Genomic DNA, 12782 nt, shown 5'->3' with positions numbered 1-12782 from the left:
ATGAGGTATCAAGCAAATGAACTTCGTTATGAACAGATCACAGTATTGGAGAAGGAGGCGATTTTTACAGAACTGAGAGTATTAAGGGATTCCGTACCGAAAGGGTTTTCCTGTTATGAGGTCAGGCATGATGATGAATGTCAGGGAAATCCAGTAGAGATTGCAAAAGGAATCTTAGTTAATTTTTATGGAACCTTATTGGTTCAGGAAAGTCTGGAACAGGTGGAGAAGGAGGGACGATGTTTTCTCGAAAGAGAGGATTGGAACTATAGCGGAGAAAGAAGTTTTACGTTAGAAGAATATATGGAGGTCAGGGGGATTGGATAGTGGGAAAAGCAGAAGTGAAAAATTACGTGCCGTTTGTACGGGTAAGGATGGTTCGGGAAAGAGAGCTTCCGTATGCGATGGAAGAAATTGACGGACCGGAAAAAGTTGCGGCATTTACAAGGAAGTTTCTGGCGGGTGCAGACCGGGAGTATTTACTGGCGTTGTCCATAGATAATGCAGGGAAGCTGGCGGCAATCGAGGTGGTGTCCATCGGGACGGTAAATGCGACATTAGCAGAGTCAAGGGAAATCTTCAAACATGCGGTTCTGGCAAATGTAGCGGGGATTGTGATGGTGCATAACCATACGTCGGGAAGGTGCGTGCCGAGTGAGGAAGATATGGCGACGACGAAAAGGATAGAAAAGGCGGGAAAAATCCTTGGGATACCGTTGATGGACCATGTCATTGTGGGGGACGGGTATTTTAGTTTTCAGACAGAGGGCTTGCTGGAGAAGGGAAATGAAAGATAAAATTATATAATTATGTCCGAATTTTTCGGAGGGACAGGGGTGTGTCCTGTTTGCTTTGGTAGAATAGGTATGCAAAATCCGGACAAGCAGAAATAGAAATACAAAAAGAATGATGGATTCGGTATGGGAAAGGAGAATGGGAGTAGATAAGACTCCGTACAATTATATGAATGACATGATAGCAGAATTAAACCATCTTGATAAAATGCTCACGGATAAAGACGGCAGGAAAGAAACAAAATTCCATGAGGAAGTTTTAAAAAATGTTCAAGGAGATTTTGGAGAGAAGGAATCCGAAAAAATAAGGGATATGGTTCTTATGGCATGTGAAATGGGAGAAGAGCGTGGATTTACAAGAGGATTCAGATACGCCTATTTCCTGTTTATGGAGTGCATTGGGGAGTATCATCAAGAGTAAGCTGTGGATATGGGCTGCACAGGGGAAATTGCAGAATGGCTTCATATATAGTGAAGCATGTATTCTGGAATTTCGTGTGACAGCCCTTAGAAAGCAACATGGAATAACCTGCTATTCTATGTGCTCATTTATTTTTTCAAACAAATCCCCGATAGGGCAATGAAGAATGTTGCTTAGCAAGTCCAGATTTTCAAATCGGATGGAACTAGTCTGGTTTGTAATCATGCGGTTGAAATTCTGGTAGCTCAGATTCATCTGCTTGTAAAGCCAGTATTTGGTGTGGTTTTGTTCTTCTAATATTTCTAGCACTCGTAAACGAACCATAGGATGCCCTCCTTTTTAACAATTATCACCGAAAAATAAATTTTTGCATAGCTTATTTATACATAGCTAATGTATAAATGAATTACACTTGCATAACTGATGTAAATATCATATAATGTGTACATGAGTAACTGGATTGAAAATATATGTTTAGGAAATAGGATTAGGGAAGTGTGAAGATAAAAGAGGGAAAACATAGATGGAGAAGAAGAATCGGATTTTAGCGATTTTATATAGGCTCTATTCCGGAAATGAAGTTTCTGTCACAGAGCTGTCAGAAGAATATCAGGTTGCAAGAAAGAGCATATCAAGGGATATCAGTATCATCCGTTCTTTTCTGGCAGAACATAGGGAACTGGTAGGGAATGTAGAACTTATGTATGACAGGAAGAAACGTTCCTATGTTTTGAGTGCAGGAAAGGGGATTCGGGCAAAAGAACTTCTCGTCATTTTGAAAATCTTATTGGGAAGCAGGGTGTTTAAGAAGGATGAATTAAGGAGTATGACTGACAATCTGACAGTATATAGCAGCCACGCAGATCAAAAGCTGTTTCGGGATTTTTGGAAAAATGAGATGGAATACTATTGCCAAGTACATACGGAAGGTTGTCTCGACTTATACGATACTGTATGGCGGTTGGAAGAATGTATAAAAGAAGGGCGAAGTATAGAGATTACATACAAAAAGTTAAATGGGAAGGTGGTAGAGCGCTGGATTTATCCTATAGCGGTTACATTTTCCAGTTTTTATTTTTATTTATTGGCCTGTCGTGGAGATGTGGAAAATTCAGCGGTAATTTATTATCGGATGGATCGGATTGCAGAAATACATGAGAGAAAGGAGAGAATTCCTATTGAGATTGAAGAAAGGCGTCGTCTGGAAAGGGCAAAAGTATATAATCAAAAAATGTTTATGGGACAGCCTATGAAAATACGCTTTCTCTATACAGGACCATCGGTAGGAGCTATCTTAGACAAATTCCCGACGGCAAGCGTTTTCTGTCAGCATGAGGAAGCGGCGGAGATTACGGCGGTAGTGGAGTATAGCAGAGGGACGATTATGGAACTTTTGTCTCAGGGAAGCTGGGTGAAGGTACTTGCGCCGAAGCAGCTATTGGATGATATGCAGACGGAGATTCGTAAGATGGAAAAGATATATGATGATTCCATATAAAGACAAAATAATACCATGGAGGAGAAAACAACAATGGAGAAATTTCAGTTTAAAGATGAATCGCTTCAAAGGACCTACGAGAATAGAGTGAAGGAACTTAAAGATTTGGCAGACAGTCCGGTCAATAATCCGGCATATTTGTGGGATGAGACAGTGCAGAGATATGCAGCGGCCATGGAGAGAACAAAAAAGCTTCTTCAAGTGGAGGGCATAAGCAGCTATATTACGGCAGGCATGATGAAAAATCTCGATACCTTTTTAAAAAAGTGCTCAGACGCAGAGTTTCATATTGCTTTGGTTGGGGCAATTAAAGCGGGGAAGTCAACTTTGATTAATGCATTATTGGGATACGAATATGCCTCTACAAAAGTCACGCCAGAGACAGCCGCTTTGACTAAATTTAAAAAGTCGGATGATAATTATGTGAAGGTCTTGCTTTACACAAAAGAAGAATGGGACAGTCTTTGGAAAAGTGCTGTAGAGGGAAATGCAGATATTTTTTTGGAAGAATACAAAACTCTGAACGCAGATGAGGAAAAGAATAATTGGTTAGGCATTAGCCCTCGGAAGGTTACTTGTAATACGCAGGAGGAATTGGTAAAGGAGATTACAAGATGGACGTCTTCAAAATCTCCGGTTCATTATTTCGTAAAAGAGGTTGAGGTGGGGCTTAAAGATTTTGAGCTACCTAAGGGAGTGGTTCTGGTAGATACGCCGGGGCTTGATGATATCGTAGAATACCGTTCCGATATTACCAGAGATTATATAGACAGGGCGAATGCTGTGCTGGTATGCGTCAAATCAGACGCTCTGACAGGGCAGGAAATGCATACCATATACAGCGTCTTTTCTAATGTAAGATATAATCCGGAAAAAGTATTCGTGATTGCAACGCAGTTAGATACCCTGAACCGCCCTTTGGAAAACTGGCAGGCGCAAAGGTTAGAATGGATCAAGCATTTAAAGAGAAAGGGCGCCTTCGGGAACGAGCAGTTGGCAGAAAGGAATCTGATACCTGTTTCGGCATATTTGTATACGCTTTTGAAAGAATATAATACCTATGCACAAGACGACCAGAGCGATAAAATGTTTGATTTGAAATCTATATTGTTTAAATTGAGGGTATGTGATTTACATGCAAATTACCAAATGCTCTGTGATTTTACACAAATTGAAACACTGAAAAGGAAAATAAATAATGATATCGTAGTCCGTTATAAGAAACTTCTGACAGAGGATGTGACAAATTCTTATCTGATCTGTAAAGAAGAAATCCAGAATAGTATGAGGAAGATTAAAAAGGAACAGGAGGACATCATAAAGACCAGTCAGGGAGGGATAGAAGAAATCCGGAAAAAACAGAAAGAGTTTACCCAAAAGTATGAAGAAACAAAGGATGATAAGCGGGAACTGGAAAGCATGATCAATAGACTCCAGACGATTACCCAGAAAAGGGCAGATGAACTGGAACGGGCAATCAAGGCGTTAGGAAGGTGATGGCAGAATGTTAAAATTTCCTCCGATTTTACCAGATGTATTAGGAAAGATTGCAAAATTTGTAATTGGCGCAATATCAGAGCTTTCTAAAAAGGTTTCATCTACAAAGCCTGTAGATGAAAAATCTTCTGCGTCTGATATAGACAATGTCATTGAAATGTTTGAGGCATATAAGGAAGAAGTAAGGGGAAGGGCTTCGGGAATCGAGGAGGCAGTATCTCAGGAGGTATCCTATTATGGGGAAGAACTGGAACAGATTTTTAACGAACAGGAGACATTGTTAAAAAAGTATGGGATTCGCAAGGGGCGTATTGACAGGCAGATAAAGAAACTGTTATCTGGAATGAAAGGTTTTATTGATGATGAGGTCTGCCGGAATGTGTCGTTAAGCAATCGGGAACTGCGAAATATTATCAGAATGATACCGGGGACACAAAAAGAACAAGCCATGAGTGGGTTTTCCAGTCAGGTTTTTCAGGAAGCATTAGACAAATATTGCCTGCAGGTAAGGGAAATGCTTTCGGATTTATTTATGGAGGTGGAAGAAGAAACGCTTCACGTTATTGAGAAGACGGGAAAAAATGAACAAAATCATATCCGGCAGTTGGAAAGTATAGATGCAGAAAATTATTTTGAGAAGTCAGAACATATGATTGCGGAAGCGGGTTATACGATAGAAGGATGTCATATGATAGAAAAAATATTGGAGGAACAGTGATATGGGATTTTTTAGTTTTTTGGGTGGTTTAATAGGAGGGGCAATCGAAAAAATTGGCGAGATCACGGGGATAGATGCGATTAGTGATGTTGGAGAGGCAATTCAAGATGTGTGCTCTGGATATTCCAGTAATGTAGGCGTGGAAAGCTCGTATGACAGAAATACGGCGAATGTCTATTCGACCGAAAAGCTGAATGAATTACTGATGGAATTTTCCGAGAAATCATTGAAGAAATCCGAAGAATTAGAAAAACGGTGTATTCAGATGGTGGAGGATTATTGTGATACTTTGATTCAGGTTTTAAAGGAATCTTCTGCTATCATCAAGGATACATCGAATCTGAAACGGGTGGAAAGGAATCGTTCAAAAATCAAGAGGACGATTGAGGGAAGTGTGAAAAATCCGTTGGCAAAGAGGATGTCGCTGGACGATTCGGAGTGTTTGAGAATCTTAAAGTTAGACTCTGGTACAGAAAAGAAAAAGCAGATGGAAAAATTCAGTAAAAAAGTAATTAATGAAGCGTTTTCTAATCTGTCAGTCAGAGTAAGAGGTGTACTAAACGAGCAGTCGGAGGATATCGAATCATTCTTTTTAGATTATTCAGAATCTTATGAGAAGAAGGTCTGGAGTGCAAAGAAACAGTATGACGATATGTTAAAGACAGGTAAATTGGAAGAATCCGATATAGAAAGGAACTGTATTGAACCATTGATTACGATAGAGGCGGCTCAGTTAGTAGAAGGACTGTTATAAAAACCATAGAAGATAAATTGGCAAAGTTGGAGATATGCTGTATGAATAAATGGGAAAAGGTATTTTATAAGGACCAGTTTTACGAGGTAAGGATGAAATTAGAAGAAAACATGAGGCAGCAGAAGGATATGTATGAAACGATCATGAACGTACTTTTCAGAATGGAAGAACGGTTAGACGAGGCGGGGCGTTCTTTGCTGTCTATGAAAGAAGGTATGGAAAAGAACCAGTCTTTGACGGAATCCAGAATCTATGAGGGATATGTCCAAATGCAGCAGGCATTATCAGATGGACAGAAGGAGAACAGGGAGAATTTTAAAGACATGATTACGTTATTGAAAATGGTGTTGGCAAATCGGGTATTGGATGATTGGGAGAAGGCGGTTCAATTCGTTGATTTGGCAGAGAAGGTAAAGAAATAAGGGTGTGGTGTTTTTGAGAGGGAGGTAGGGAAGGGAGGTGAGTGCTATGGGAGATGAAAGGTGGGGCGGTTAGGTGGGAGTTGTTATAGGAAAAGTAATCATTATGAGTAAAAGGAGCAGATAACGAATGAAAAGGAAATTAATAAAAAGGATTTCGATTTTTGCGCTGTTGATAGCTATGTTAGTTACAATGGCAAATCCTGTTTCTATCTATGCAGAAGAACCGGCGACGGATGATAAAATGACGGAAGCTGGCGATAATACAGAGACTAATCAGGATTTAGATGAAGAAAAAGAGACACAAGAGTCAGGGGGAACAACAGGAACCGAAAAGGCAGGTAATGGGCAGTATGATACGACGAAGCCTGTCATCGAAAAGGTGGAATTTCCGCAGCAGGGTGCAACTGTAAAGGCGGATGAAACCATTCGGCTTTATGTGTATGCCTATGATACGGGGACGGAAGAAGGAAAATTGAGTGTAGAGGCAAGGATTTCTGCGGATGGAGATACTGTATATATGAATACCTCCTTTGATATAGAAAAGGGATGTTATGTATGTGAATATACGCTATCAAATACGAGCGCTGAAAAAATATCGATTTCTTCAATTGAAGTGACAGACAAGGCTAGTAATTATATTAATTATTCATGTTACGAAAATGGAGAATATAAATACTGGGTTTCTGTAGAACAGCAGACATCAGAAGAAGTTCATATAAAAAAATTTGAATTTAAACAAAATGGACAGACTCTTGACGAAAATGGGATGTTGGAGATGACGCTGGAAACGGAAGAAGAATTAGAGGGATATAGAATATATGCGAGCTTTCAATGTAAAAATTCTTCATATACGAGTACCAGAGAATTTTCTTTCTATTCAGTGAATACGGAAAATAAAAAAGAGTTCAAAAGCAATAATACTGTTGGAATTTATTACGGTGACGGAACGTGGACTTTACAGAGCATTTATATAAAGAAAGGCTCAATAGGAAAAGCAGAGTATCTCAATATAGATAGTATAGGAGAGTGCAAGTATATCGTAAAAAAGACCGTATCTAATGTGACAAAGCCTGTTATTACGTCGGTTTCATTAGATAGAAACGGGGAAACGCTTTCTGCCGGAGATAGTGTTAATATCACAATAGAAGCTGTTAGCGACGAAGGCAAATTGGATGAACGTGGATATGTGTATTTCCGAGCTATTTCAGATATTGCAAATTCATCAAAAACTGCATATGTGTATTATGATGAGGAGAAAGCTGTTTATGAAGGGGTATTTGAAGTTACAGAGGATACATATCCATGTGAATGGTATGTAAACTCCATCCAGATTAGTGATACGGAAAATAACAGCGCAGATTATAGTGCATTTACCTATAACGCAAATTATCCATATTATATCCAGGTAACGAATGGCAATACGTTTGTAAATCCTACCTATGATATTAACATTAGTTTTAGTGCATTAAATGAGAATGGAGAATGGGAAACCATTCAGAAGTATCAAAAAGAAAAAGTTGAACGACGTCAGACATTGAAGGAGATTGGCATTACATTTCCAGAAATGCAGTCAAAATATCCAGGATTTACACAAACTGGATGGACGGATTATAACGGAAATCCAATTACAGAGGATACGCAGGTAGTAGGAAATTCGAGTTATATGTCTATTCGGGCAAAATATGATAAAACACTTGTTTCTGCAAATTATAAATATCGCAAAGCGGATGGGAATATATCCTATCAAACGCAGAAAGTAGAAGTCCCCGAAGGCATGACATGCAAAGAGCTGAGAAAAATGGTAGAAAGTGCAGAGGCGCCGGAAGAATCATATCAAGGTATGTCATTCCAGAAATGGGAGATGGAAATGCCTTATGGATGTACGGATGAAAGTCCTTTCAATACAGATTATGTTCGTATAGATGCTGTTTATGACAAAAATAGTATAACGGTAGAATATACTTATGTTGATACTGAAAGTAATTGGAGTAAGAAAACTCTGCCATTACTTTTTGAAAAAGGAGAAACTTATGGATCTGTAATAAAAAAGGCAAAAGAGTACTTACCGGAAGATATCACGAAGGAATATAGGTTAGAACAATGGGAGAATACTTCATATAATAATAATATAATGGAAGATGATGAAATTGCTGCTGATTATCTTTCTATCAAACTCCGTGCTAAATTTTCAGGCAAGATATTATTGGAAGTAGGCTATATAAATAGTTTTAATCAAAGAGGCAATAACTATGCAAAAAGAGCAGTATTTGTAGATGAAGGGACAACTGGTAAGGATGTGATTAAGACTCTTAAAGAGGAGAAATTACCGGAATTTTATCCTGGGTTAGTTTTTAAAGAATGGAAAATTACGGGCATTGGGGACAACGCTGTAGCAACCCAAGGGCAACGGATTAATATGGAAGCGGTATACGAAAATTGTTTAGTACGTTATATCATAGACCCAGTAATGGCTCTCCCTGCATGGGATGGGGATGAGTATTATGAATATGAAACTATTATCTGCCAAGTGGTGGAAAAAGGCGAGACGGTTACATGTAGGAAGTCCTTTGATGGTTATGAAAACGTGGTATGGAGTGTCTCTGCTCCGCCGGGTGATACGTTTACGGTAGAAGAATGTATGACGTTCTGTGGATATGGAACTAAGGCTTCCGAAGAACCAGATCAGCCGACACAGCCAAGCCAGCCGGAGAATCCGAGCCAGCCAGAGAATCCGTCAATTCCGGCGCCGGGAGTAACCCTTCCGCAAGAGACGATTGATAATACCATAAAGATTATTAAATCAGCAGAATCCGGCGGGTCTGTCAGCATAGATATGGATGGTGCGACCGTAATTTCAAAGGAGATACTGGAAGCCGCCAAAGGAAAGGATGTAGATGTTCAGTTGAATATGGGCGGATATACCTGGACGATTAACGGTACAGATATTAAGGCTGGCAATTTGAAAGATATTAATCTTCAAGTAATACTGGATACCAAGAATATACCAAGTAAGACCTTACAGGCGCTTGCAGGAGATAATCCAATCAGACAGCTTTCCTTAGCGCATGAGGGAGATTTCGGATTTAAAGCTTCATTGACCGTGAACGTGGGAAGTGAACATTCGGGGCAGTTCGGTAATCTGTATTACCATGATAGCGACGGAAAGATGGTATTTATTAATGCCGGAAAGATTAATCCGGATGGAAATGTAAGTCTGGAATTTTCTCATGCCTCCGATTATGTGATTGTGATGTCAGATAAAGAGATGTCCCAGTCAGATGTTCCGGCAGAGATTTCACCGACACAGAAGAAAGAACAGGTCGCAAGTCCGAAAAAGAGTGCGAAAACAGGAGACGAGACGAATATCATATACTGGATGGTACTTGGGATGATTGCGTTAGGCGTATGTGGAATCCTTAGCAGGAAGAAATTTTACCGGGGTTAATAAGAATCTGTGAAATACCGAAATGATGTGGTATAAAAAAAGTTGACAGCTTATTCTCAAGGATTTCATAATAAAACCAAGAGAATAAGGAGGTATTCAAAGTGGCACGTAAATATGACCATGAATACAAAGTACAGGCAGTAAAACTTGCCAAAGAAATCGGCGGCGCTAAGGCTGCTAAAGAATTAGGAATCCCTGAAGGAACCATCCATACATGGCTGAAAGCCGTAAGAGCCGGTAAGTTAGACTTTGGGGAAGGTTCCCATACCCCTGCCAGTGCAATGAGCCTGTCAGAAGAAATTACCATGCTGCGTAAGCGGGTTAAGGAGCAGGACAAAGAAATCCGACGTCTGGAAGAAGAAAACGAATTTCTGGAGGAAGCCAGCGCTTTTTTCGCCGCCAGCCGTCGGAAGTCAGCAAAAACCAGAGGATGATATTCCTGACTTTGAAAACAGAGGACGGCAGGATTACCAGAAAAATTTCATTTTATTGCCGGATGCTTGGTGTCAGCCGGCAAGGCTTCTATAAATATCTCGCGAACAAAGACCGTCCCTGGAAGTACCAGGATCTGGCGGATGCCATGAAAGAAATCATCAGCGAGGATGAATGCAATGATACTTATGGACGGATCCGGATGTATCAGGCGTTGCTGCTAAAGCAGCCGAAGGGAGTACATATCCCCAGTGAGAGGACTGTGTACAGGGTCATGGATCGGATTGGCCTGGGCCACCGTCCAAAGCGCAAACCGAACGGAATTACAAAAGCGGATCGGGAAGCGATGAAATCAGACGATCTTTTAAGGAGGGATTTCCGTGCGGATGCCCCATTGGAAAAATGCATCACAGATATCACGGAGATTCCAGCGTCCAATGGGAAACTGTATGTATCTGCGATTTTTGACTGCTTTGATCTTAGCGTTCTCGGTCTTGCAATGGGAACAAATATGAAAGCAGATTTGTGTATCCAAACATTGAGGAATGCCCTGACAGCTTACCCTGCACTGGAAGGCGCAGTGATCCATAGTGACCGGGGAACACAGTATACCAGTGAGTGCTACCGGAAGACCATCCTGGAACACCATATCCATCAAAGCATGAACAGTGCCGGAGGACGCTGCCATGATAATGCACGCTGTGAAAGTATGTGGGCCAGAATGAAGACGGAACTTCTGTACGACCGCCATGACACAAAACAAATGACTGTAGAGGAATTAAAGGTACACATTTGGAGATACTTCCTCAGCTACTGGAATAACCGAAGGATCTGCTCTGCAAATGGCGGACTTCCTCCTATGATAAAACGCAGGCAGTATTATGAGGCTTTGGAACTGGCGGCATAGGCAGTGATACCCTTGAGAAAAAAGTGTCAACTAATATTGACAATATCACCATATGTCACAGTCCCGATTGCCACGGATAGAAAGGAGTTTTTTATCTATGGCAAAAGGTTCTGTAAGAAAGAAAGGCAAAAAGTGGTACGGACGCTTTTATATCGAAGATGAAAGCGGCAGAAAAGTGCAGAAAGAGTTTGCAGGCACAGAAAGCAAGGCGGAGACAGAAGCCATGCTCCGCAAAGCAATAGCGGATTACGAGGAAAAGCAGTTTGTCGGGAAAGCAGAAAACATCACGGTAGGCGATATGCTGGATATGTGGGTAGAGGAAGAACTGAAACCCGGAAACTTAAGCAACGGGACGGTCATGTCCTATCAGGGAACGGTCAATCGTATCAAGCAATATCCCATTGGCAAACGCAAGCTGAAAACCGTGACCGCCGACCATTTGCAGGCGTTTATTGATTTCATGAGCTACGGTGGGACAAACCCGGACGGGACAACTTCAAAGCCCATGAGCAAAGGGTATATGCTCCTGTTCTCGGCGGTGCTGCAAAATTCCTTCCGCTTTGCGGTATTCCCGAAAAAGCTGATTACTGGTGTTAGTATATAAGTGTGGACAGGAAAAGTTGAACAACCTATACTATCAAGTGAAAAAGCAAAGGAGATGTTTTACATGGCGAAAAACCAGAAATCTTACACTCCGGAATTCAAGCAGCAGATCGTGGATCTGTATAATGCCGGAGGAACCTCGTATCCGCAACTGGAGCGTGAATATGGCGTAAATCGAAGCACACTCAGCAACTGGGTAAAACAGCTCTCCCCCATCAAAGTATCCGGGGAGGAGACGGTCACCCTTAAGGAGTATAAGGCTCTCCAGAAAGAAATCCAACGCCTTAAGATTGAGAATGAAATATTAAAAAAAGCGACCGCCTTATTCGCGAAAGAACTATAGCCGAGATTGTTTCCTTTATCCAGAACAACTTAACCCGCTACTGTGTATCTCAGCTTTGCAGCGCTCTGAAATTCCCAAGGAGTACCTATTACAAGGCTCTGGTTTGTGTACCCTCGAATAAGCAGAAGGCATATGCGGAATTCGGCAGGAAAGTGAAACAGGCATATGATGACTCAAAACAAAGGTATGGGGCTGTCAAAATATGCCGTGTGCTGAATGATAATGGTACACCTTGCAGCGTCAAGAGGGTGCAGAGGCATATGGCAGAGCAGGGACTGCGCTCTATCGTAGTAAAGAAGTACAATCATCATGCCAACCATGGCAGCATCCCGGAGGATAAGAAAAATATCCTGAGGCGTGATTTTGGGACGGAGACCATCAACCAGAAATGGTGTACGGATATCACTTACATCCATGTACAGAAAGAAGGATGGACCTATCTGGCTTCTGTCATGGATCTGTGCAGCCGAAAGATTATAGGGTATGCCTATGGCACATCTATGACGGCGGAACTGGCGGTTAAAGCGGTAGAAAACGCATGCCTGAATGTCAGGATACCGAGGGGATCATCCTTCATAGTGATCTTGGAAGTCAGTATACGAGCCAGACATTTGAAGACTGCCTGGGCAGTAAAGGAATCCTGCATTCATTTAGTCGTAAGGGAAATCCATACGATAATGCCTGTATGGAATCTTTCCATTCCGTACTGAAAAAGGAAGAAATCTATCTTCATACTTACCAGGATTTAAAGGAAGCTCGCAGAGCAATCTTTAAATACATAGAGGGCTGGTATAACCGTAAACGGATCCATAGCTCTATCGGTTATCTGACACCACAGCAAAAGGAGGATGAGGAACTCAAAAAAGCAGCATAATCTTTCAACTTTTTTTGTCTAAAGTATTGACATAGATCCAAATTTACAAAAACAGGTTTATGACGCTGATGACA

At 41.1% G+C, this 12782-nt stretch carries 13 protein-coding genes and 2 pseudogenes; 14 read left to right on the top strand and 1 reads right to left on the bottom strand.

Annotated features, from left to right (window positions below; genetic code table 11):
- The 3 genes from GN277_RS17060 (at position 1) to GN277_RS17050 (ending at position 1215) form a co-directional block, all read left to right on the top strand.
- Positions 1-327, top strand: coding sequence for an LPD28 domain-containing protein (locus GN277_RS17060; RefSeq protein WP_159752063.1), 327 nt, complete (start codon positions 1-3; stop codon positions 325-327).
- Positions 327-797: a JAB domain-containing protein gene (locus tag GN277_RS17055; protein ID WP_159752061.1), complete on the top strand. Its 471-nt coding sequence runs from the start codon at positions 327-329 to the stop codon at positions 795-797. The genes GN277_RS17060 and GN277_RS17055 overlap by 1 nt, the downstream gene beginning before the upstream one ends.
- Before the next feature lie 136 nt (positions 798-933).
- On the top strand, positions 934-1215 hold the full coding sequence (locus GN277_RS17050; RefSeq protein WP_159752059.1) for a hypothetical protein: 282 nt from the start codon (positions 934-936) through the stop codon (positions 1213-1215).
- 111 nt (positions 1216-1326) lie between these two features.
- Here GN277_RS17050 and GN277_RS17045 read toward each other — a convergent pair whose 3' ends face one another.
- Positions 1327-1539 (bottom strand): helix-turn-helix domain-containing protein, encoded by a 213-nt coding sequence (locus tag GN277_RS17045; RefSeq protein ID WP_159752057.1) that lies wholly within the window; start codon positions 1537-1539, stop codon positions 1327-1329.
- A gap of 199 nt (positions 1540-1738) precedes the next feature.
- Between GN277_RS17045 and GN277_RS17040 the strand changes: the two genes are divergently transcribed.
- The 11 genes and pseudogenes from GN277_RS17040 to GN277_RS30320 form a co-directional block, all read left to right on the top strand.
- On the top strand, positions 1739-2713 hold the full coding sequence (locus GN277_RS17040; protein WP_159752055.1) for a helix-turn-helix transcriptional regulator: 975 nt from the start codon (positions 1739-1741) through the stop codon (positions 2711-2713).
- 33 nt (positions 2714-2746) lie between these two features.
- Positions 2747-4210: a dynamin family protein gene (locus GN277_RS17035; protein ID WP_159752053.1), complete on the top strand. Its 1464-nt coding sequence runs from the start codon at positions 2747-2749 to the stop codon at positions 4208-4210.
- Between the two features lie 7 nt (positions 4211-4217).
- Positions 4218-4928, top strand: coding sequence for a hypothetical protein (locus GN277_RS17030; RefSeq protein WP_159752052.1), 711 nt, complete (start codon positions 4218-4220; stop codon positions 4926-4928).
- Between the two features lies 1 nt (position 4929).
- On the top strand, positions 4930-5682 hold the full coding sequence (locus GN277_RS17025; protein ID WP_159752051.1) for a hypothetical protein: 753 nt from the start codon (positions 4930-4932) through the stop codon (positions 5680-5682).
- A 41-nt stretch (positions 5683-5723) separates the two neighbouring features.
- The gene (locus GN277_RS17020; RefSeq protein ID WP_159752050.1) at positions 5724-6104 is read left to right on the top strand and encodes a hypothetical protein; all 381 of its coding nucleotides are present in this window, start codon (positions 5724-5726) and stop codon (positions 6102-6104) included.
- Positions 6105-6231: 127 nt separating this feature from the next.
- Entirely contained in the window at positions 6232-9549 is a 3318-nt protein-coding gene (locus GN277_RS17015) for a hypothetical protein (RefSeq protein ID WP_159752049.1), read from the top strand.
- Between the two features lie 101 nt (positions 9550-9650).
- A complete protein-coding gene (locus tag GN277_RS17010) occupies positions 9651-9983 on the top strand; it encodes a transposase (protein ID WP_159752048.1) in 333 nt (110 codons plus the stop codon).
- Complete coding sequence (locus GN277_RS17005) at positions 9980-10888, top strand: IS3 family transposase (protein ID WP_159752047.1); 909 nt, start codon at positions 9980-9982, stop codon at positions 10886-10888. Before GN277_RS17010 ends, GN277_RS17005 begins: the two co-directional genes overlap by 4 nt.
- 97 nt (positions 10889-10985) lie before the next feature.
- Positions 10986-11477 (top strand): annotated as a pseudogene (locus GN277_RS17000) (tyrosine-type recombinase/integrase); the annotation flags it as partial.
- A 78-nt stretch (positions 11478-11555) separates the two neighbouring features.
- Positions 11556-11834 (top strand): transposase, encoded by a 279-nt coding sequence (locus GN277_RS30325; RefSeq protein WP_244324759.1) that lies wholly within the window; start codon positions 11556-11558, stop codon positions 11832-11834.
- Positions 11795-12702 (top strand): annotated as a pseudogene (locus GN277_RS30320) (transposase); the annotation flags it as partial. The gene GN277_RS30325 and the pseudogene GN277_RS30320, both read left to right, overlap by 40 nt.
- Positions 12703-12782 lie beyond the last annotated feature (80 nt).

It is taken from the genome of Sporofaciens musculi (assembly GCF_009830285.1).
Taxonomy (GTDB): Bacteria; Bacillota; Clostridia; order Lachnospirales; family Lachnospiraceae; genus Sporofaciens; species Sporofaciens musculi.
This window is presented reverse-complemented; position numbering and strand designations above follow the sequence as displayed.

Excerpts from the sequence above, each read along its gene's own strand:
- GN277_RS17030 (WP_159752052.1), top strand. The coding sequence starts at position 4,218 with ATGTTAAAATTTCCTCCGATTTTACCAGATGTATTAGGAAAGATTGCA.
- GN277_RS17020 (WP_159752050.1), top strand. The coding sequence starts at position 5,724 with ATGAATAAATGGGAAAAGGTATTTTATAAGGACCAGTTTTACGAGGTA.
- GN277_RS17035 (WP_159752053.1), top strand. The coding sequence starts at position 2,747 with ATGGAGAAATTTCAGTTTAAAGATGAATCGCTTCAAAGGACCTACGAG.
- GN277_RS17040 (WP_159752055.1), top strand. The coding sequence starts at position 1,739 with ATGGAGAAGAAGAATCGGATTTTAGCGATTTTATATAGGCTCTATTCC.
- GN277_RS17045 (WP_159752057.1), bottom strand. The coding sequence starts at position 1,539 with ATGGTTCGTTTACGAGTGCTAGAAATATTAGAAGAACAAAACCACACC.
- GN277_RS17015 (WP_159752049.1), top strand. The coding sequence starts at position 6,232 with ATGAAAAGGAAATTAATAAAAAGGATTTCGATTTTTGCGCTGTTGATA.
- GN277_RS17050 (WP_159752059.1), top strand. The coding sequence starts at position 934 with ATGGGAGTAGATAAGACTCCGTACAATTATATGAATGACATGATAGCA.
- GN277_RS17025 (WP_159752051.1), top strand. The coding sequence starts at position 4,930 with ATGGGATTTTTTAGTTTTTTGGGTGGTTTAATAGGAGGGGCAATCGAA.
- GN277_RS17005 (WP_159752047.1), top strand. The coding sequence starts at position 9,980 with ATGATATTCCTGACTTTGAAAACAGAGGACGGCAGGATTACCAGAAAA.
- GN277_RS30325 (WP_244324759.1), top strand. The coding sequence starts at position 11,556 with ATGGCGAAAAACCAGAAATCTTACACTCCGGAATTCAAGCAGCAGATC.
- GN277_RS17060 (WP_159752063.1), top strand. The coding sequence starts at position 1 with ATGAGGTATCAAGCAAATGAACTTCGTTATGAACAGATCACAGTATTG.